Source organism: Microbacterium sp. TS-1, assembly GCF_000509385.1.
In the GTDB taxonomy this organism is placed as follows: domain Bacteria; phylum Actinomycetota; class Actinomycetes; order Actinomycetales; family Microbacteriaceae; genus Microbacterium; species Microbacterium arborescens.
Genome location: NZ_BASQ01000001.1, coordinates 1,376,895 through 1,395,312, shown reverse-complemented (window position 1 = coordinate 1,395,312; position 18,418 = coordinate 1,376,895). Strand labels below are relative to the sequence as shown.

Below are 18,418 nucleotides of genomic sequence, written 5' to 3'. Positions count from 1 at the left end.
CCAGCCTACGGGAAGCGTTTTCCGTCTGCGAGCGGCCCGCTCGCCTGCGGCAGCACGAGCACGCCGTTGCGCCGGTGCGGGATGCTGCTCAGCGCCGCGTCGCTCAGCTCGCGCGGCAACAGGGCGGGCGGCGCATCCTGGAAGACGAGCGGGCGCAGGAAGCGGCGGATGGCGGTGGCCCCGACGGAGGTGTGCAGCGAGGTGGTCGCGGGCCACGGGCCGCCGTGGTGCTGCGACCAGGTCACTGCAACGCCGGTCGGCCAGCCGGCGAACAGCACACGACCGGCCCGCTCCTGCAGCAGTGCGAGGGTTGCGGCGACGTCGTCGCCCGGCTCCGAGTGCAGGGTGGCGGTGAGGCTTCCCGGCACGGCGGCGAGGGCTGCCAGCAGGTCTGCCTCGCCGGCGTACTCGACGAGCAGGGTGACGGGACCGAAGCACTCCTCCAGCAGGACCTCCGGGCGAGCCGCGACCGCCGCCGCATCGGACGCGAGGACGACGGGGCGTGCACCGTCGCCCGCGGCGCCCTCCGCCACCAACCCCACGGATGCGTCGGCCTCGAGCACCGAGATCCCGGCCGGGAAGGCGTCGGTGATGCGATCGGTCAGCAGCGGGCCGCCGGTCGCGCCCACCGCGGCAGCGGCGACGGCGTCGACGAATCCGCTGCCGCCGGGAACGAACACGACGCCGGGCTTCGTGCAGAACTGGCCGGCGCCGAGCGTGAACGAGGCCACGAGACCGCGGGCGAGCTCATCGCCCCGGGCCGCGGCCGCGGCGGGTGTGACGACCACGGGGTTCACGCTGCCCAGCTCGCCGTAGAACGGGATCGGATCGGGCCGCCCCGACGCGAGGTCGAACAGGGCGCGCCCGCCCGACACCGAGCCGGTGAACCCTGCCGCGCGGACGAGGGGCTGCTGCACGAGCGCGTTGCCGGCCTCGCGCCCCTCGACGAGCGTGAACGACCCCTCCGGCGCTCCGGCGCCGCGGAGGGCCTCGACTGCGATCTCGGCCGTGCGGCGCGAGAGCTCCGGGTGCCCGGAGTGCGCCTTGACGATCACCGGGTTGCCGGCAGCGAGGGCCGACGCGGTGTCGCCGCCGCAGACCGAGAACGCGAAGGGGAAGTTGGACGCCGAGAACACCGCGACCGGCCCGAGCCCCACGAGCAGACGGCGCAGCTCGGGGCGCGGCGGCGTCGCAGCCGGGTCGGCGTCGTCGATCGTGATCTCGCGGAACGAGCCCTCGGTCACGACGTCGGCGAACAGCCGCAGCTGTCCCGTCGTGCGGCCGACCTCGCCGCGCAGGCGCGTCGTGCCGAGCCGTGTCTCGCGGTCGGCGATCTCGACGAGCTCGTCCGCGGCGGCGTCGAGGGCGTCGGCGAGGGCGCGCAGCCAGCCGGCGCGGGTCGCCGCATCCGCGTCGCGCCAGATGGGGGCTGCCGCGGCTGCCGCGGCGGCCAGTTCGTCGATGCGATCGGGGGTGGTGGTCATCGCTGGTCCTCGCGGTGGTCTGTGATCGAGCGTGGGTGAAGGGTGAGTGGGGAGGAGCCGGCCGGTGCTGACGTGTCAGCCGGTGAAGCGCAGGCCCAGGCCGACGTGATCGGTCTCGCGCAGCCGTCCGTCGCGGATCACGACGGGAGACGGATCGCGGAGGGCGCCGAGCTCGGCAAAGCCGGCATCCTCGACGTCTTCGACCCAGGGCTCGGCGGCGCCGCCGGGCAGGGTCAGCGCGATCTGGCCCGACAGCTCCGGCAGCAGGTGCGGATGCAGCTCGGCCCCGGCGTCCTCGGCCACGGTGGCGATGCGCTGCAGCGGCGTGATCCCGCCGACGCGGATGATGTTGGGCTGCACGATCTGCGCGGCGCCGCGGCGCAGCATCTCGGCGAAGCGGTACGCGGTGTGCAGGTTCTCGCCCACGGCGATCGGAATGCGCGGCCCGCCGCCGAGGCGCCGTGCGAGCTCGGCGTGTCCGTCGATGTCGTCGGCGCGCAGGGGCTCCTCGATCCAGCCGGGTCGGACCTCGGCGAGGACGTCGAGCGAGCGCGTGGCGCGGTCGAGGTCCCAGCGCTGATTGGCGTCGATCATCAGGCCGCGGTCGGGCCCCAGGACCGCGCGCACGGCGCGAAGCCGGTCGAGGTCCTCGGCGACGTCCGCCTTGCCGACCTTGACCTTCACCGCACTGAACCCGCGATCGACCCATCGCTCGGCCTGCGCGACGAGCTCGTCCATCGAGTAGTGGAGGTTCACGCCGCTGCCGTACACGCGGACGCTCTCGCGCCGTCGTCCGATCAGGGTCGAGACCGATGAACCCGCTGCGCGCGCCGCGGCATCCCACAGCGCCAGGTCGAGGCCCGCGAGCGCGATCGTCGTGACACCGCCGCCGCCCGCCTCGTGCACGTGCTCCCACAAGCCCTGCCAGGCGTCGCCCGGGGCGGCGGAACGCCCCACCGCGGCGGGCGCGATGTCGTGGCGCAGGAGGGCGAGCACGGCCTCGGCTCCGATCTGGGGAGTCCAGGCGAAGCCCCAGCCCTCGGCACCGTCGCTGCGGCGCAGGTGCGTCGCAATGACGCCGACCGAGGTGACGTCGGCGGCCCACGGGCGGGTGAGCGGGACCCGGATCAGGCGCGCGTCGAGCGCGGCGATCGTCGTCACAGCAGAGCGCGCCCGGCATCGAGGATCGCCGCGAGGCGGCGTTCCTGATCGGCGGTGGGGTCGACGAGCGGGGCACGCACGCCGCCGACGGCCTGCCCGCTCAGGCGCAGGCCCGCCTTGATGAGCGAGACGCCGAACCCGGGCGTCTCGTCGCGGAGGGTGACCAGCGGGGTGTAGAACGCGTCGAGCAGTGCCAGGCGGCGCTCCTCGTCGTGCTCGACGTAGGCCCGGTAGTAGGCGTTGGCGACCTCGGGGATCATCGCGAAGGCGGCGGACGAGTACAGCGGCACGCCGATGCCGCGGTACGCGGCCTGGGTGAGCTCGGCGGTGAGGAGACCATTGAAGAACGCGAAGTCGTCGCGGCCCGCGTCGGCGATCGCGCGGACGATGAGCTGTGTCGCGCCGATGTCACCGGTGCCGTCCTTGAATCCCACGATCCGCGGGTTGTCGGCGAGACGGCGCATCGACTCGGGCGTGAACTGCGCGTTGGCGCGGTGGTAGACGATCACGGGCAGGTCGGATGCCGCGGCGATCGCCTCGACGTAGGCCACGAGTCCCGCCTGCGGTCCGCCGACGAGGTACGGCGGCAGGGCGAGCAGGGCGTCGGCCCCGGCATCCGCGGCAGCGCGGGCGGTCTCGAGGGCGTGGCCGAGTGGGCCGCCGGTGCCGGCGACGACGGGGACGGCTCCCGCGACGCTCGCGACCGCGGTCCGGACGACGGCAGCCGCCTCGGCGGTCGAGAGCGCGTGGAACTCGCCCGTCCCGCAGGCCGGGAAGACGCCGCCGGCGCCCTGTTCGACGCCTCGGCCGACGTGCGATGCGAGCAGTTCGTGGTCGACCGAGCCGGAGGAGTCGAACGGGGTGACGGGGAAGAAGAGGATGCCGTCGAAGTTCATGCCGGCACGTCCTTTCGGGCGTCGGAGAGGGAGTGTTCTTCGGTCAGGGCATCGCGCCAGGAATGACGCGGCGCCCAGTCGAGCAGGCGCCGTGCCTTCTCGTTGGAGAAGGCGGGGGTCGTGCCGGTGAGGACGGCGGCGACCTCCTCCGTGCCGGGGTGGAAGCGGGGGATGAGCTCGGCGAGCGGGCGGCGCGCGAGGGCGTCGTCCGCCCCGACGAAGAACGTCTCGGCGTTCGGGATCGTCGGCAGGGCGGCCAGGAGCGCATCGGCGAACGAGGCGACGTCACGCGCGTCGACGTAGTTGAACAGCGCCGGCGCGGCGAGGCCGGGGTCGTCGAGTCGCTCGCGGACGGTATGGCCCTGCTGCGTCGGCGCCCCGCGCCATTCCTCGGGGGCGATGACGTAGCAGGGGCGGAACGCGGCGAAGCGCACGGCGTCGCCGGTCTGCCGGTGCAGCATCCGCACCGTCTGCTCGATGACGAGTTTCGAGAGGGCGTAGCTGTTCCACGGTCGTGGCGGAGTGTCTTCGTCGAGCGGGAAGCGGTCGGGCACCCAGCCGCGGGGTGCTCCATAGCCCAGCACGGTGGGGCTGGACGCGGCCACGATCCGGGATACCCCGGCGGCGACCGCCCCGCCCAGCACCGAGACGGCCAACGCGGCATTCGTGCGCATGATGACGTCTTCGGGAGCGCTGAAGGGGACCGCGATCGCGGCGAGGTGGATGACCGCGGTCGCCCGCTGTGCGCGGAGCGCGGTGACGGTCGCCTCGGCGTCGAGCAGGTCGATCGCGAGCTGATCGGCCCCCTGCAGCTCGGGGGCGTCCGACACCGCGCGGTCGAAGGACACGACGCGGTGGCCGGCCGCGACGAGCCCGCCGACGAGGCTCCGGCCGAGGCGGCCCGCGCCTCCGGTGACGACGACCCGGCTCATCGCCGGCCGTCGAGCAGTCGGATGCCGAGCTCGGATGTGCGCACGGGAAGACCCGACGCCAGCGACAGGTTGCCCGCGATGCCCACCGCGATCGACTGCACGCCGTCCGCCCAGCCGGCGGGTCGAGCCAGCGGGTCGTCGCCGGGCCCGACGAAGACATCGGCGAGCAGCAGCTCGTCGCCGCCGCCGTGGCCGCCCTCGCCCGACTCGATCGGGATCTCGACGGCGTCCTCCCAGTGGCGCTGGACGATCAGACGTTCGCCCTGCGGGCGCAGCGAGACGGGCCCGCCCGCCTCGACGGCCGAGGGATCGAGCACGGGGTGCAGCCCTTCGTCTTCGAGGACGGCGCCGCGCTCGACGACCTCGAGCTCGGCGCGACCCTCGGTGCCGTTCACGGCGACGCGGTATCCCTCCCACGGGGCGTGGGCGTTGAGCGAGTACGACATCGTCGCGCCGCCGGCGTAGTCGACGACGAGAGCGAGGTTGTCCTCGATCGTGATGCCCTCGCCGAACACGTCGCGATCGCGCAGATAGCCGTCGTGGCTCTCGGCCTCGAGATACAGCGCGCGCAGGCGATCGTCGTCGCGCAGGTCGAGCTCGAACGGGTCGTGAGTGCCGTCGTGCGTGCCGCGGAGGGGGCGCTCGCCGAGCTCGCGGGTCCGCGCGTTCTCGGCCCCGTAGAAGCGAAGGCCACCGGAGGCGAAGACGCGGCGGGGCTCGTCGCGGATCCACCAGTTGACGAGGTCGAAGTGGTGACTCGCCTTGTGCACGAGCAGACCGCCCGAGTGCGCCTTCTCACGGTGCCAGCGGCGGAAGTAGTCGGCGCCGTGCTTCGTGTCGAGCATCCACGAGAAGTCGATCGACGTGACCCGACCGATCCGGCCGTCCTGGATCACCTGCCGCAGTGCGCTGTTGCGGGGCGAGTAGCGGTAGTTGAACGTCAGCACGACAGAGCGTCCCGTGCGCTCGACGGCATCCTCGATCGCGGCGGCGCTCGGCGCATCGATCGTCAGGGGCTTCTCGACGACCACGTCGGCACCGGCATCGAGCGAGCGCACGATGAGCGACGCGTGCAGGTCGTCGCGCGCCGTGATGATGACGCGCTCGGCCTCGGACTCCTGGATCATCCGTTCGAGCTCGTCCGGTGTCCACAGGGTCGGGGCGGGCAGGCCGCGCTCGATCAGCTGATCGCGGTAGTGCTCGGCCCGTACCGGGTTGGGCTCGCAGATCGCGACGAGCTCCGCCCGATCGGCGTGCGTCCCGGTGATGGCGTCGACGTACATCTGGGCGCGGTGTCCCGCGCCGACCAGGGCGTAGCGCGTGCGGGTCATGGCTCTCCTTCGTGCCAAGAGCTGAGGGGCCTCCGGCGGGAAAGCGCTCTCAGTAAACGTTTTCTCAGCGTAGCACAAGCCGCGGCGCGGGCGCGAGGGGACAATTCTCAGGCCGCGGGTGCCCCGGTGCTGCCTCGCACGATGACCTCGGGCGACACTGTCACGGCGGGCTCGGGCGTACGCCCGTCCAGAAGGTCGTGCAGCGCCGACCACGCTCGCGCGCCGAGCTCGCCCATCGGCACGGCGGCGGTCGTGAGCGCGGGGGAGGTGTAGCGGGCGAAGGGGATGTCATCGAACCCCGCGATCGAGAGCCGGCCCGGCACCGGGATGCCGCGCTCGGTCGCCGCGCTCAGCAGGCCCATCGCCGACAGGTCGTTGAAGGCCAGCACCGCCGTCGCGCCGGATGTCAGGACGTCGTCGAGAGCTCCCGCGCCGCTCGCGAAATCGACCCCGGCGGGGATCTCGGCGATCGAGCAGTCCGGCAGTTCGCGCCGCGCGTCTTCGAGCGCGGAGAGCCGCTGCCCGCTCGAGGCGCTGCGTGCCGCGCCGGCGAGATACGCGAAGCGGCGGTGGCCCTGCGCGTAGAGGTGGTCGATGATGCCCCGCAGCGGCGTGCGGTAGTCCGCGGCGACGCTCGGGGCGTCGCCGGTGCGGTTGACCAGGACGACGGGCGCGACGTCGGCGACGACCTCGGCGAGCTGCTCGTCGCTCATGCGGGGCGCGCACAGGATCAGCCCGTCCGAGCGTCGCCGCGACTCGAGCGCGAGCAGACGCTCCTCGTCGACGTGTTCGTCGGAATCGGCGATGAGCACGTGATAGCCGTCGGCGACCGCTGCCCGGCTGAGTCCGCGCAGCATCCCCTGGAACGTGGGGTTCGCGAGGTCGGGGACGACGACCGAGATGGTCTGGGTGCGCCCGAGCACGAGGCTTCGTGCGAGCGGGTTGGCCGAGTAGCCGAGCTGGGCGGCCGAAGCGCGCACGCGTTCGGCGAGAGCCGGATCGACGGTGGCGTTGCCGTTCATGACGCGCGAGACGGTGGCGAGTGAGACGCCGGCATGCGCGGCGACGTCGGTGATCGTGGTCTGTTTCGCTCCGGCCATCGTGCCCCCGCCCTCTCGGTCCGGCCATACTATGCGAGGAAACGTTTTATGACAGGAGACGACGATGTCTGCGATCACGACCGCGGGAGCCGCGGACACCGCGTCGGCGAACGGCGTGGTGCCGACGACGGAGCGCGACGTCAAGCGCCGCCGCCTCGCATCCGTCCGTGAGGATGCCGGCGCGGCAGCACTCGTGCTCACGTCTCACGAGGCGCTCTCGTGGTACCTGGGCGGCGTTCGCACGCACGTCTCGCTCGCGGGTCCGCCCGTCCTGGCCGTCCGCGTCGCTGAGGGCGGCGACACGCTCTTCGTCTCGGCGAACGAGGCCGACCGGCTGATCGCGGAGGAGCTCGCACCGGACGACGCCGAGCGCGTCGTTCGCGTCCCGTGGTACGAGTCGGTCGCGGCGCGCGCCGGTGCCGGGAACGGGCGCGTGGTGGCGGAGTCCGAGCTCGGTCCGCAGCTGCGGGCGGTGCGCGCCGCGCTGGTGCCGGAGGAAGTCGATCGATATCGGGGCCTCGGCCGTGCGGTGGCCGAGGTGATGACGGATGTCGCCGCGGGGCTCGGCGAGGCGACGTCGGAGCGCACTGCCGCCTCCGCCCTCGCGGCGGGTCTCGTCGCGCGCGGGATCGATCCGCTCGTGGTGCTGGTGGCGGGGGAGGGGCGGCTGGGCCACCGGCATCCGCTGCCCACGGAGTCTCCGCTCGGTGCGCGCGCGATGCTCGTCGTGTGCGGTCGGAGGCACGGGCTGATCGCCAACGCGACTCGTTGGGTCGGGGCAGCCGGGGTCGACGACGACCGCATCCTGGAGGTCGAGGCGGCGTTCTTCGCGGCGACCCGGCCGGGTGCGCGGCTCGACGATGTTTTCGCCGCGGGATGTCGCGGCTACGCCGACGCCGGCTTCGCGCCGGATGAGTGGGAACGTCACCATCAGGGCGGACCGACCGGCTATGCGGGGCGCGATCCGCGGGCGACGTCCCAGACGCGCGACCTCGTACGATCGCCGCACGCGTTCGCCTGGAATCCGAGCGCGCCCGGCGCGAAGGTCGAGGACACCGTGGTCGTCACCGATGCCGGTGTCGAGGTGCTGACGGTCGATCCGCGCTGGCCCGTCGTCACCGTGGCCGGCCTCGCCCGGCCTGTCGCGCGACCGTTCTCGTGACGCGTCGAGCGGAGGCGGCCGGTGGTTCGGCTGGTGGTTCGGCTCTGCGATGATGACGGGAGAACGCAGCGTCGCGTCGTCGTGATGCGGTCCGTTCGCCGCACATCCGAAAGGCCCGCATGTCCGACACCGATGTCGTCCCGAATCGTCGTATCAGCTGGGTGAGCACCGATCGCGAGCGGGCGTGGATCGAGATGCCCGCGCCGCGGTTCGCGCCCGCGACGGGCATGCCCAACGTGCTGCTGCGCACGGACCGCAGGCACCAGACCGTCGAGGGGCTCGGCGTCTGCTTCAACGAGCTCGGCTGGCGGGCGCTGTCCCGCCTGAGCGATGCCGACCGTGCCGAGATCTTCGACGAGCTGTTCGCGCCGGGCCGCGGTACGGGCTTCTCGGTGTGCCGGATGCCGGTGGGCGCGAACGACTTCTCGACCGATTGGTACTCCTACGACGAGGTCGCAGGAGACTTCGGGCTCGAGCACTTCTCGATCGAGCACGACCGCGCGTCGCTCATCCCGTACATCCACGAGGCCCTGCGTCGGCGCCCGGACCTGAAGCTCTGGGCATCGCCGTGGAGCCCGCCGTCGTGGATGAAGACGAACGGTCATTACGCTGCAGCCCTGCCATGGCGCGGGAACGACATCGACAACGGGCTCCGGCCCGATCAGGTCGGTGCCGAGGGCACGGACATGATGATCCAGGAGCCGCGGTACCTCGCCGCTTACGCCGAGTACTTCGCGCGGTTCGTCGAGGCGTATCGCGCGGAGGGCATCGACATCTCGATGGTCATGCCGCAGAACGAGTTCAACTCGCCGCAGGTGTTCCCGAGCTGCACGTGGACGCCCGAAGGGCTGGCCCGGTTCATCGCCGTCCTCGGGCCGCGGATGCGAGAGCTGGGCGTCGACGTGTTCTTCGGCACGCAGGAGCGCCCCGCGCCGGAGCATCTCGCGACCGTCCTCGCGGATCCGGATGCCGGACCCTTCGTTTCGGGCGCGGGATTCCAGTGGGCGGGCAAGGGGGCGATCGCCGATGCGCACCGGATCGCACCGCACCTGTCGTTGTACCAGACCGAGCAGGAGTGCGGTGATGGCCGGAACGACTGGCGATTCGCGCGGTACACCTGGTCTCTCATGAAGCGCTTCTTCGAGGCCGGCGCCAACGCGTACACCTATTGGAACCTCGCTCTCGACGAGGGCGGCGTCAGCCGGTGGGGCTGGGCGCAGAACTCTCTCGTCGTCGTCGACCCCGAGACCAATGGATACCGCTACACCCACGAGTTCTTCGTCATGAAGCACCTCGCGCACCATGTGCAGGCCGGCGCGACCCGGATCGACGCCTTCAGCTGGACGGGTCACGAGAACCAGCTCGCTTTCGAGAACCCCGACGGCTCGATCGTCGTCGCCATGCAGAACGACCTCGCGGACGAGATGCCGGTGACGATCGCCCTCGACGGCGCAGCGTTCGACGTCGTTCTGCCCGCGGACTCGTTCAGCACCATCCACATCGCCGCTGCCTGACGCGTGCGCCCGCGCTCGCGCCGGCGAAGCCCGGCACGGCCAGAGTCCGGACGGGATCGCGCCGCGCACGCGCTGGTGGCCTTGGCGTGCGGGGCCGGCGCACCGGGGTCGCGTGTGCGACGCAATGGGGCCGCACATGAGAGTGGTGCGTGACGATGGCGCGTCAGAATGGCGGCGGTCCGTCCCAGCACCCTCGTAGCGCAGCCGGTGGAGCCGGGCTGCCGGGCGGCTCGGCGGTGGTGAATGCGACGAGTGGTGGCGGAGCGTCTTCGCGGTAGACCCGTCCGGTGGGTGAGGTCCATATCAGGCGCCCGCCCGCGAGTTGTCGGACTCGCCATCGGGTGTGGTGTTTGACGTCGTGGTGTCTCTTACAGAGGTTGGCGAGGTTGCGCACGTGGGTGGGGCCGCCGTGGGAGGCGGCGATGGTGTGGTCGAGTTCGCAGCGGATGGCGGCTTGCCTACATCCGGGGAACCGGCAGTGCCGGTCCCTCGCCCGTAGCAGCCGCACCATCGCTGCGGTCGGCCGGTACGTGTCGCATTCGAGCACGGTCCCGGTGACGGGATGGGTGAGCAGTCGGTCCCACGAGGCCGCCTTGCCGGCGAGTTCGCGTGCGGTAGCGGCGTCGATGGGGGAGCGGCCCGCCAGGTCGGCCGGCCCTTCGTCCTGTCCCATCAGTGTGAGTGCCGACACGACGACCTGCACGTGCGCGCGGATCGCTCCGAGCGCCCCGTCCCCGTCACCGGTTGCCGTGGGGTCGAGCCCAGGTGTTCCCGCGAGGAGGAGATCGCTGAATACGTCGGCGCGAATCTGGTCGATCGTGCGCGTGTCGCCGATGAACGACGACCCGTCGGTATCCGCGTGGTCGATCAGGTCGTCGGTGCCGGTCGAGTCCGCGGCGAACAGGGCGTCAGTGCTCGCGGAGGCGGCGTCCGCGGCGCCCGAGGCGTCGGCTTTCGCCCGCGCGTTGATGATCTCGCGCGCCTGCCGGGTCAGTCGGTCCACGATCCCGTCGGCGATCACGGTGGGCAGCGTCGCGATGAGATCCGACATGCCGTCGGCCCCGGTCCGCACCTGCACGCACCGCCCCGCCGCGGCCTCCTCGTGGCGTTCGGTGAAGGTCCGCGGGTGCATGCGTTCCGCGAGCATCTGCAACGCCGCCCGCACCCGGTTGGGCGTCTGGCCCTCGCATCGCTCGATCGCGACTCGCTCGAAGTCCTCGCGGTCGTCCGCGGGCACGATGCACCCGATCTCTTGGATCACCCGGACGTGTCCTCGGACGATGCGTCCGGTCTCCCACGCCGCCATCGTCAACGGGTAGTTGTCGACGAGGTCGCGTGCTTCGTCGATCCGGCGTTGCAGGGTGCGGTCGGTCGCGACGAACACTCCGGCGAGTTCCGCGGCGATCCCGCGCAGCGCCATCTCGCGCGCCTCCACACGTTCCGACGCCCCCGCAGCCTGTTTCTCGGCGAGAGCCCCGGCCGCGGCGAGCACTCGAACCTCACGAATCTGCACCGCTCGCGCGGCATCCGAAACACCCTCGGCATCCGCGACGAGCGCCGCGAGGGCGTCGACGTCACCGTCGCTGCCCATTCCGCCGCCTGCCCGGCCGCCGAGCCCACCATTCGAATGCATGTTCTAATATTGTCACTGGCCTCCGACATTGCGCCGCGACTGTCCACAGCCTGCGTGGCTCCGCGGACTCCGGACCGAGACGCGCGCACCCCGCCCCGCCGACCCCCGCACCCCCGTCGCCTCCGGTGATGATGGAGGTATGGCCCGCTATCTCGTCGTCGATGCCGACCTCGCTGGTTTCGCGCAGTATCAACAGCTCGAGGCCGGACCGGATGGCCTCTGGCGGGTCGTGCGGCAGATCGATGATCGACCGGCGGGCCCGCGGCGGTACGGCTTCGGCGCCGTCGATGTCGACGATCAGGGGATGCTGTCGGACCAACCGTCCACGACCCGGGAACTCGACGACGACGATGCCGTCACGCCGATCAGCGCGGAAGAGTTCGAGCGCCGCTGGCTCGACGCATCCTGACGCGACGACGCGGATGACGCTAGCGACGCAGCCTGACGTGCGCGAGGCTGCGCGCTCCGGCGGGGCGGCGCCTCATGCGAGACAGGGCCGGATGCGGGGGCTGAGGTTCCCGCATCCGGCCCTGCCGGAGTGTCGCTCGTCAGCTCGCGTCGAGCGCGGTCTGCACCTGCGATACGAGCTCGGACGCGGCGTCGGCCGGCGTCGCCTTGTCGAACGTGACGTCGTCGAGCAGCTTGGTGATGATCGGTCCGAGCTGCGACGTGGGAAGCGCCAGCGGGTTCTGGGGTGCACCACCCGCGGCAGACAGCCGATCGATGAAGGCGACCTGAGCCTTCTCGGAGTCCGTGAACTCGGGCGTGATCGCCTCGAGCACCCCGGGCGTCGCGGGAATGCCGAGGGTCAGCTTGTTGAGGGGCCCGGCCTCGTCGCTGTTGAGGAGGAAGTCGATGAGCATCGCGGCTTCGCGCGGGTGCTTCGACTTCGACGACACGGCGTACTGCACGGTCGGCTGGATGACGAGACCGACCTTGCCGGCGCTGTCGCCGGGCACATTGAGGATCTGGAGGTCCTGACCGGATGCCGTGGCGTAGATGCCCGTGAAGTTGAGCGGGGCGAACGCCATGCCGATCTTCCCCTGCCCCATCAGGCTCTGCTCGAGGGAAGCTGACGCGTCCTCGGCCGCGGTCGAGGCGTCGGGCGATCCTCCGCTGGCTTGCAGTTCCTTCGCGAAGGTGAAGAACTCGTTCGCGGTCTTCTCGCTCACGCCGAACTCGCCGTCGGCGGTGTAGAGGTCTTCGCCGTTCTGGCGTGCGAAGGCCATGAGCGACTGGTCGTTGGCGATCTGAGCCGACCCGTAGACGCCGTCGCCGCTCTTCTCGGAGATCTGGGTGGCGATGTCGATGTAGTCGTCCCAGGTCCAGGTCGTGTCGTCGGGCAGTGGCACGCCTGCGGCCTCGAACACGGCGGGGTTGACGATGATGCCGCGTGAGCCGACACCCGTCGGCAGGGCGTAGAGCTTGCCGTCGATGATGCCCGCATCGAGGGAGCCGGGCGTGAAGGAGTCCTGGTCGACGTCGCTGGAGATGTCGGCGATCGCGTTCTTGGCCACGTACAGGGGGAGGGCGTCGTACGTGATCTGCAGGGCGTCCGGGGCGCCGCCGCCGGCGACCTGGGTGGCGAGCTTGTCGTAGTAGCCGTTGTACTCGCTGGGCTCGCCCGCGACGGTGATGTTCGGGTGGGCCTTCTCGAAGAGGGCGATCTGCTCGTCCTTGATGGCGTTGAGCTCGTCGCTGCCCCACCAGGCGAAGCGCAGGGTGATCTTCTCGTCGTCGCCACCGCCGGCGCCTGCGGCGCATCCGGACAGCGAGACGGCGATCGCGACGCCGGCGGCGGCGAGGGCGAGGAGTCGTCGGTTGTTCATGGGAGGTCCTCTCGGGCGGGTGCGTCGCGGTGTCGTCGTCTGCTTCGACGTCGGCCGCTGCGGAAGCGTTTTCTCGATAGCGCTTCTCGACCGTGAGAAAACGCTTACTGACGGACGTTAACGCCCGCCGTCGGCAAAGTCAACGACGCACTCGAGCGACGTCAGGCGCGGAGTCGATCGGCCAGGAAAGCACGCGCCTCGTCCTGCATCGCCGCCGAAGAGACGTGCCCCGCGTCGTGGAACGACCCGGCGTAGCCCGCCGAGCCGGCCAGAGCCGCGTCGGCCGCCTGCATCCCGGCTGCGGGGAAGAGGGGATCGTATCGGCCGTACTGCACGAGCACCGACTGTCCGCGCCCCGGTCGAGCGAGCTCGGGCCAGTCTCCCGCCGACCGGATGCCGGGACTGTGCAGCAACCACGAATGGGTGTCGATCTCGGCGGGGACGAGTGAGGCGAACGTCGCCATCATGCAGGTGACGACGGTCGCCGAGATGCGTCGATCCAACGCTGCCGCGAGCACCGCCCGTCCGCCGCCGCCCGACAGTCCGAAGGTGCCGAGCCGAGCAGGGTCGACCCCCGGCAGCTCGGCGAGGACGTCGAGGGCCGCGAGGTCGTCGCTCGCGACGGCCCCGGCGAGGCTCGACCCGAGCATTCCGGCGGCCTTGGCGAGCGAGTCCTCGTGCAGCGTCGAGATCGCGTCGAACCGGTCTGCGGCGCTGGGGTCCTCGCCGCGTTCGCGCCAGAGCGCCTCGCGGGCCGCGATGTGCTCGGCCAGGCGCGGCGTCGGTCGGGTCAGGTCGAACGCGCGGCTGCCCCACGAGAACGTGTCGTGCGCGAGCACCGCGAATCCGTCGCGCGCGAGGTCGTTCGCGGGGGCTCGACCGTCGTAGACGTCGCGTCGCAGTCGGGCGGCGGTCGGGTGAGGGTGGCGGTCGGTCTCGACGAGATGCTCCGCGCCGACCGAGCGGACTCCGCCGTGGCAGTGCAGTGCGAGCAGGCCCGGCAGGGCTGAGCGGATGCCGGCCGGGCGCAGCAGCCACGCCCGCGTCCGCGGTCCGTACGGCAGCTGCCAGCTCAGCTCCGAGCCGTCGACGCCGTCGTTCGACCAGGTGTGTTCGACACGGATGTCGGCGGCGGACGGCCTCCGCACGCCGAGGGCGCGGGCGAGCGCGTCGCCGCGCTCGTCGCCCGGCCGATGCGGTGTCGTGCGCTCGAGGTACGCGGGCCAGTCGGCATAGCCGGCCAGGGGACCGGAGGGGTGGGGAGCATCGACCGCACCGGCGTCGCGGGCGAGCGTGGGCGAGGTGTCCGGCGACGTCATCGTGGCTCCGATCGGGGGGAACGCTTGTGCGTCCACGTCGATAGTGTATCTTCACAGAAAGCGCTTTCTGAGCGCTCTGCATCGCTCGACGACGAAGCGATGGATGTGTCGAGGAGGACCGGATGAGCGCCATCGGCGAGCTGTCCCGGCTGCGGCGTCCCGCCGGGCGGGCTGCGCGGGAGAAACCGCGCGACACGAAGGCGGCGATGGTCTTCCTCGCTCCCTGGTTGCTCGGGCTCGTACTCGTCACCGTGTTGCCGATCGCGGCATCCCTGTACCTGTCGTTCACGAAGTACGACCTTTTCAACGCCCCCGAGTTCATCGGCATCGACAACTACGTCCGGATGGCTCAGGACCCGCGCCTCGCGGCATCCCTCGGCGTCACGTTCGTGTACGTCCTCGTCGGCGTCCCGCTCGCCATGGGCGCGGCACTCGGCATCGCTCTGCTGCTCGACAAGGGGCTGCGGGGGCTGGCGTTCTACCGCTCGATGTTCTACCTGCCCTCCCTGCTCGGCTCCTCGGTCGCGGTAGCGATCCTGTGGAAGCAGATCTTCGGCGTCGACGGGCTCGTCAACCAGTTCCTCGCGATCTTCGGCATCGAGGGTCCCGGGTGGATCTCGAACCCCGACACGGCGCTGTCGACGATCATCCTCTTGAGCGTGTGGGGCTTCGGTGCGCCGATGGTCATCTTCCTCGCCGGTCTGAGACAGATCCCGGTGATGTACTACGAGGCCGCCGCGATGGACGGCGCGGGATCCGTCCGCCAGTTCTTCTCGATCACGCTGCCGCTGCTCAGTCCGATCGTCTTCTTCAACCTCGTCCTGTCGATGATCGGAGCGTTCCAGGCCTTCACCCAGGCGTTCATCATCTCGAACGGATCGGGCGGACCGTCCGACTCGACGCTCTTCTACACGCTGTACCTCTACCAGAAGGGGTTCACGGCGTTCGACATGGGCTACGCCTCGGCCATGGCCTGGCTGCTGGTGGCCATCATCGCGGGCTTCACCGCCGTGAACTTCGCTCTCTCCAAGCTGTGGGTGTTCTATGACGACTGAACTGATCACGACCGCCGACCGCAAGGACGCCCGCGAGCGCCAGCGGGCGCGGCGGCGCGAGGAGCTGGGCCTCGGTCGGCGGAGCCGGGCGGGCGCACTCGCACGGCACGTCTTCCTCATCGCGACCTCGCTGCTGATGCTCTACCCGCTGCTGTGGATGATCGTCAGCTCGCTGCGGCCCAACGACGAGATCTTCCGGCTGCCGGGCCTATGGCCGCTGTCCTTCGAGGTCGACAACTACATCGAGGGGTGGAACGCCCTCTCGCCCTCGTTCGGCACCTACCTGTGGAACTCGCTCGTCGTCGTCGCGGGGTCGATCATCGGCAATCTCGTGTCGTGCACGATGGCCGCCTACGCCTTCGCTCGCCTGAACTTCCACTTCAAGCGCACGCTCTTCGCGATCATGCTCGTGACGATCATGCTGCCCGTGCACATCGTCATCGTGCCGCAGTACATCATGTTCAGTCAGCTCGGACTCGTGAACACCTTCTGGCCGCTCATCCTGCCGAAAGCGCTCGCGACCGACGCGTTCTTCATCTTCTTGATGGTGCAGTTCATCCGCGGCATCCCGCGCGAGCTCGACGAGGCGGCGCGCATCGACGGCGCCGGGCACGCCCGCATCTTCCTGCAGATCCTGCTGCCGATGATGACTCCGGCCCTCGCGACGACCGCGATCTTCACCTTCGTCTGGGTGTGGAACGACTTCTTCGGGGCGCTGATCTACCTGAACAACCCCGACCTCTTCACCGTGCCGCTCGCGCTCCGCCAGTTCATGTCGGCGCAGGGGGCCTCGAACTTCGGCGGCATGTTCGCGATGTCGGTGGTCTCGCTCGTACCGGTCTTCCTGGCCTTCCTCTTCGGTCAGCGCTTCCTCATCCGCGGCATCGCCACGACCGGCATCAAGTAGGCGGCGACCGGCGCCGGCGCTGGCGCCGGCTCGGGCGCCGAGCGCTCCGGCTCAGGCCAGGAGCGCTCCGACCTCCGCGTCGGTCAGGCGGCCGTCGGCCACGAGCAGCCGGTACGCCCGACGGACCGGGGCGTCGGGGGATGCCGCGACCGCGCGGTCCCAGGCGAGGGCCGCGCCGATGCCGGGGTACCCCGCCACCCGGACGAACCACGGATCGGCGGCCGAGGCGTCGTCGGCGGGGGCCAGCGCGACGGTCGCCTCTGCCGGCCGGCCATCGGTCGGATCGGCGAAGGCCGCCGACCACGCGAGCCACGGCGCGACCGTCCCGTGCACTGCTTCCTCGCCGCGAGCCGACGGTGTGCGCACGTCGATGTCGGCACAGGCGGGAAGCCGCCAGGCGAGCCCGCCGTAGCCGCCTCCGATGCGCCCGTTGCTCCCGGGTCCGCCGAGCATCACGGTGCGATCGCCCGCCGGCGCCAGCTCGAACGACAGCGCGATCACGGCGGATCGGTCGTCTCGGTGCATCACCCGCAGCTCGCGACGCTCGCGCACCACGACTCCGCCGTCCGGGCCGATCCAGCGCATGTCGAGAACCGCGCCGTCGGCGAGGTGCTCGACGCGAACGATCTCGATGCGGCCGTGGTCGTCTCGCCAGATGTAGTCCTCACCCGGCGTGTAGGTGCGGCCGCCCCAGAAGTTGGTGCCGTCGACATCCTGCAGCGCGACGCTGACGCCGAGGTGCCAGTCGTGATCGGCGGGGTGGTGATCGGTGACGACCACGCCACCCGGGGTGCGGATCGGATGCAGGTAGGGTCGCGGGCTCGACGAGCGTGCGGTACCTGCGCCGTCGACAAGCTCGGCCAGCGGCGATCCGGTGCTGGGCAGCGTCAGCACGACCTCGTGAACCGTGCGCCGCGCCCAGGGGAGGTGCAACTCGGCGAAGGTCGCCTCGGCGTCGACGGCGCGGACGACCGCGTCCTCGATGCCGTCGACGACGAGCCGCCGGGCCGGGCCCTCGCCGCGCGGGCTGACGAACGCGGGGTCGATCTCGTGCGGTGCGGTGCGCCCGACGGCGTCGATGACCGCGACGAACGCGCCGGACGCCGCCAGGGGCGACAGCAGGGTGACGCCTTCGTCGCGGTGGTCGAGGAGGTTCTCGAACAGGTCGTCGCGCTCGAAGCGCTCACTGCGGCCATCGATCTCGACGACGTCCTCCGTGTAGAAGAAGCGTGCGGAGCGGCGGCGCCCGTGCACCTCGACATAGGGGTCGACCTGCTCGTCCGCGCACAGCGTGAGCCCGGCGGTGACACGGATGCCGCGGGTCGTCGACACGCGCAGCAGGCTCGTGTCATCGCCCTCGATGGCATTGGCACGGTAGAGGTCTGCGGTGACCTGTGTGATGTCGGCGACAGCTGTCGTTCCGGCGATCGCGAGGGCGGTGGCGGTCGCGTGGGCGAGCGGGTTGGTCGTGACCCCGTCGACGACGGCGACGCCGTCGAGCTCGCGGCGCCCGGCCCACCGGCTGCGCTCCCAGTACGCGCGGTCGCGTGCCCAGAGTCCGACCGCCCCGATCGCCCGGATGGGCCCGAGGTCGAAGCGGTCCTCGGCGAAGGCTCGAAGCGCACGCGATCCGAGGCTCTGGAAGCCCACCTGCACCCGCGCGCCCGAGGTTGCGGCGGCCTCCTGGAGCACGCGGAGGTCGGCGAGCGCCAGCACCGGCGGCTTCTCGAGGTAGAGGTCGATGCCGCGGCCCACGACCGTGCGCGCGAGCTCGAGGTGGGTGTGGAGCGGGGTCGCCACGATGACGACGTCGATGTCGTCGGTCGCGGCGAGCAGGGCCGGCAGGTCGGGGAAGACGCGCGTGTGCTCGGGCAGGGCGCCCGGTGCCGGCGGGCGGGGGTCGGCTGCCGCGACGAGCCGCACGCGATCGCCCAGGCGGCGGAGGTTGTCGAGGTGCACGGTTCCGTAGCCGTGGACGCCGACGAGGGCGATGGTGGTGGTGCGTGGCATCCGTTTCTCCTGACGTCGCTCCCATCATGACAGCAAGCGCTTTCCCGTGCGCATCCCGGATAACGCAGGGGTCTCACGGAGGATG

At 71.2% G+C, this 18,418-nt stretch carries 15 protein-coding genes; 5 read left to right on the top strand and 10 right to left on the bottom strand.

Annotation, left to right across the window (positions count from 1 at the left end):
- Positions 1 to 5: 5 nt before the first annotated feature.
- From MTS1_RS06605 to MTS1_RS06580, 6 genes are all read right to left on the bottom strand, one after another.
- A complete protein-coding gene (locus tag MTS1_RS06605; RefSeq protein ID WP_023952512.1) occupies positions 6 to 1,484 on the bottom strand; it encodes an aldehyde dehydrogenase (NADP(+)) in 1,479 nt (492 codons plus the stop codon).
- A gap of 75 nt (positions 1,485 to 1,559) precedes the next feature.
- Positions 1,560 to 2,645 carry a mandelate racemase/muconate lactonizing enzyme family protein gene (locus MTS1_RS06600; protein ID WP_023952510.1) on the bottom strand — a complete coding sequence of 362 codons (1,086 nt, stop codon included), beginning with the start codon at positions 2,643 to 2,645 and terminating at the stop codon, positions 1,560 to 1,562.
- On the bottom strand, positions 2,642 to 3,541 hold the full coding sequence (locus tag MTS1_RS06595; protein ID WP_023952509.1) for a 5-dehydro-4-deoxyglucarate dehydratase: 900 nt from the start codon (positions 3,539 to 3,541) through the stop codon (positions 2,642 to 2,644). The genes MTS1_RS06600 and MTS1_RS06595 overlap by 4 nt, the downstream gene beginning before the upstream one ends.
- Positions 3,538 to 4,473 (bottom strand): NAD(P)-dependent oxidoreductase, encoded by a 936-nt coding sequence (locus MTS1_RS06590; RefSeq protein WP_036304679.1) that lies wholly within the window; start codon positions 4,471 to 4,473, stop codon positions 3,538 to 3,540. The genes MTS1_RS06595 and MTS1_RS06590 overlap by 4 nt, the downstream gene beginning before the upstream one ends.
- Positions 4,470 to 5,804 carry a Gfo/Idh/MocA family protein gene (locus tag MTS1_RS06585; RefSeq protein ID WP_023952507.1) on the bottom strand — a complete coding sequence of 445 codons (1,335 nt, stop codon included), beginning with the start codon at positions 5,802 to 5,804 and terminating at the stop codon, positions 4,470 to 4,472. The genes MTS1_RS06590 and MTS1_RS06585 overlap by 4 nt, the downstream gene beginning before the upstream one ends.
- A 107-nt stretch (positions 5,805 to 5,911) precedes the next feature.
- The gene (locus MTS1_RS06580; protein WP_023952505.1) at positions 5,912 to 6,904 is read right to left on the bottom strand and encodes a LacI family DNA-binding transcriptional regulator; all 993 of its coding nucleotides are present in this window, start codon (positions 6,902 to 6,904) and stop codon (positions 5,912 to 5,914) included.
- Between the two features lie 64 nt (positions 6,905 to 6,968).
- Here MTS1_RS06580 and MTS1_RS06575 point away from each other — a divergent pair, with 64 nt between their 5' ends.
- Together MTS1_RS06575 and MTS1_RS06570 are read left to right on the top strand one after the other, a co-directional pair.
- Entirely contained in the window at positions 6,969 to 8,066 is a 1,098-nt protein-coding gene (locus tag MTS1_RS06575; protein WP_023952503.1) for a Xaa-Pro peptidase family protein, read from the top strand.
- A gap of 119 nt (positions 8,067 to 8,185) precedes the next feature.
- Positions 8,186 to 9,580: a glycoside hydrolase family 30 beta sandwich domain-containing protein gene (locus MTS1_RS06570; RefSeq protein WP_023952501.1), complete on the top strand. Its 1,395-nt coding sequence runs from the start codon at positions 8,186 to 8,188 to the stop codon at positions 9,578 to 9,580.
- A gap of 163 nt (positions 9,581 to 9,743) precedes the next feature.
- Here MTS1_RS06570 and MTS1_RS06565 read toward each other — a convergent pair whose 3' ends face one another.
- Positions 9,744 to 11,213 carry an HNH endonuclease signature motif containing protein gene (locus MTS1_RS06565; protein WP_233494902.1) on the bottom strand — a complete coding sequence of 490 codons (1,470 nt, stop codon included), beginning with the start codon at positions 11,211 to 11,213 and terminating at the stop codon, positions 9,744 to 9,746.
- A 139-nt stretch (positions 11,214 to 11,352) separates the two neighbouring features.
- Between MTS1_RS06565 and MTS1_RS06560 the strand changes: the two genes are divergently transcribed.
- Positions 11,353 to 11,622 (top strand): hypothetical protein, encoded by a 270-nt coding sequence (locus MTS1_RS06560; RefSeq protein ID WP_023952497.1) that lies wholly within the window; start codon positions 11,353 to 11,355, stop codon positions 11,620 to 11,622.
- A 139-nt stretch (positions 11,623 to 11,761) separates the two neighbouring features.
- On the opposite strand, the gene MTS1_RS06555 is transcribed toward MTS1_RS06560, so the two are convergent.
- Both MTS1_RS06555 and MTS1_RS06550 read right to left on the bottom strand, forming a co-directional pair.
- Positions 11,762 to 13,042, bottom strand: coding sequence for an ABC transporter substrate-binding protein (locus tag MTS1_RS06555; RefSeq protein WP_023952495.1), 1,281 nt, complete (start codon positions 13,040 to 13,042; stop codon positions 11,762 to 11,764).
- Positions 13,043 to 13,203: 161 nt separating this feature from the next.
- Positions 13,204 to 14,397 (bottom strand): acetylxylan esterase, encoded by a 1,194-nt coding sequence (locus MTS1_RS06550; protein ID WP_233494901.1) that lies wholly within the window; start codon positions 14,395 to 14,397, stop codon positions 13,204 to 13,206.
- Between the two features lie 86 nt (positions 14,398 to 14,483).
- Here MTS1_RS06550 and MTS1_RS06545 point away from each other — a divergent pair, with 86 nt between their 5' ends.
- Together MTS1_RS06545 and MTS1_RS06540 are read left to right on the top strand one after the other, a co-directional pair.
- The gene (locus tag MTS1_RS06545) at positions 14,484 to 15,416 is read left to right on the top strand and encodes a carbohydrate ABC transporter permease (RefSeq protein WP_023952491.1); all 933 of its coding nucleotides are present in this window, start codon (positions 14,484 to 14,486) and stop codon (positions 15,414 to 15,416) included.
- Positions 15,406 to 16,323, top strand: a complete 918-nt coding sequence (locus MTS1_RS06540) for a carbohydrate ABC transporter permease (RefSeq protein WP_023952489.1) — start codon at positions 15,406 to 15,408, stop codon at positions 16,321 to 16,323. The genes MTS1_RS06545 and MTS1_RS06540 overlap by 11 nt, the downstream gene beginning before the upstream one ends.
- Before the next feature lie 51 nt (positions 16,324 to 16,374).
- On the opposite strand, the gene MTS1_RS06535 is transcribed toward MTS1_RS06540, so the two are convergent.
- Complete coding sequence (locus MTS1_RS06535) at positions 16,375 to 18,333, bottom strand: DUF6807 family protein (protein ID WP_023952487.1); 1,959 nt, start codon at positions 18,331 to 18,333, stop codon at positions 16,375 to 16,377.
- Positions 18,334 to 18,418: the final 85 nt, after the last annotated feature.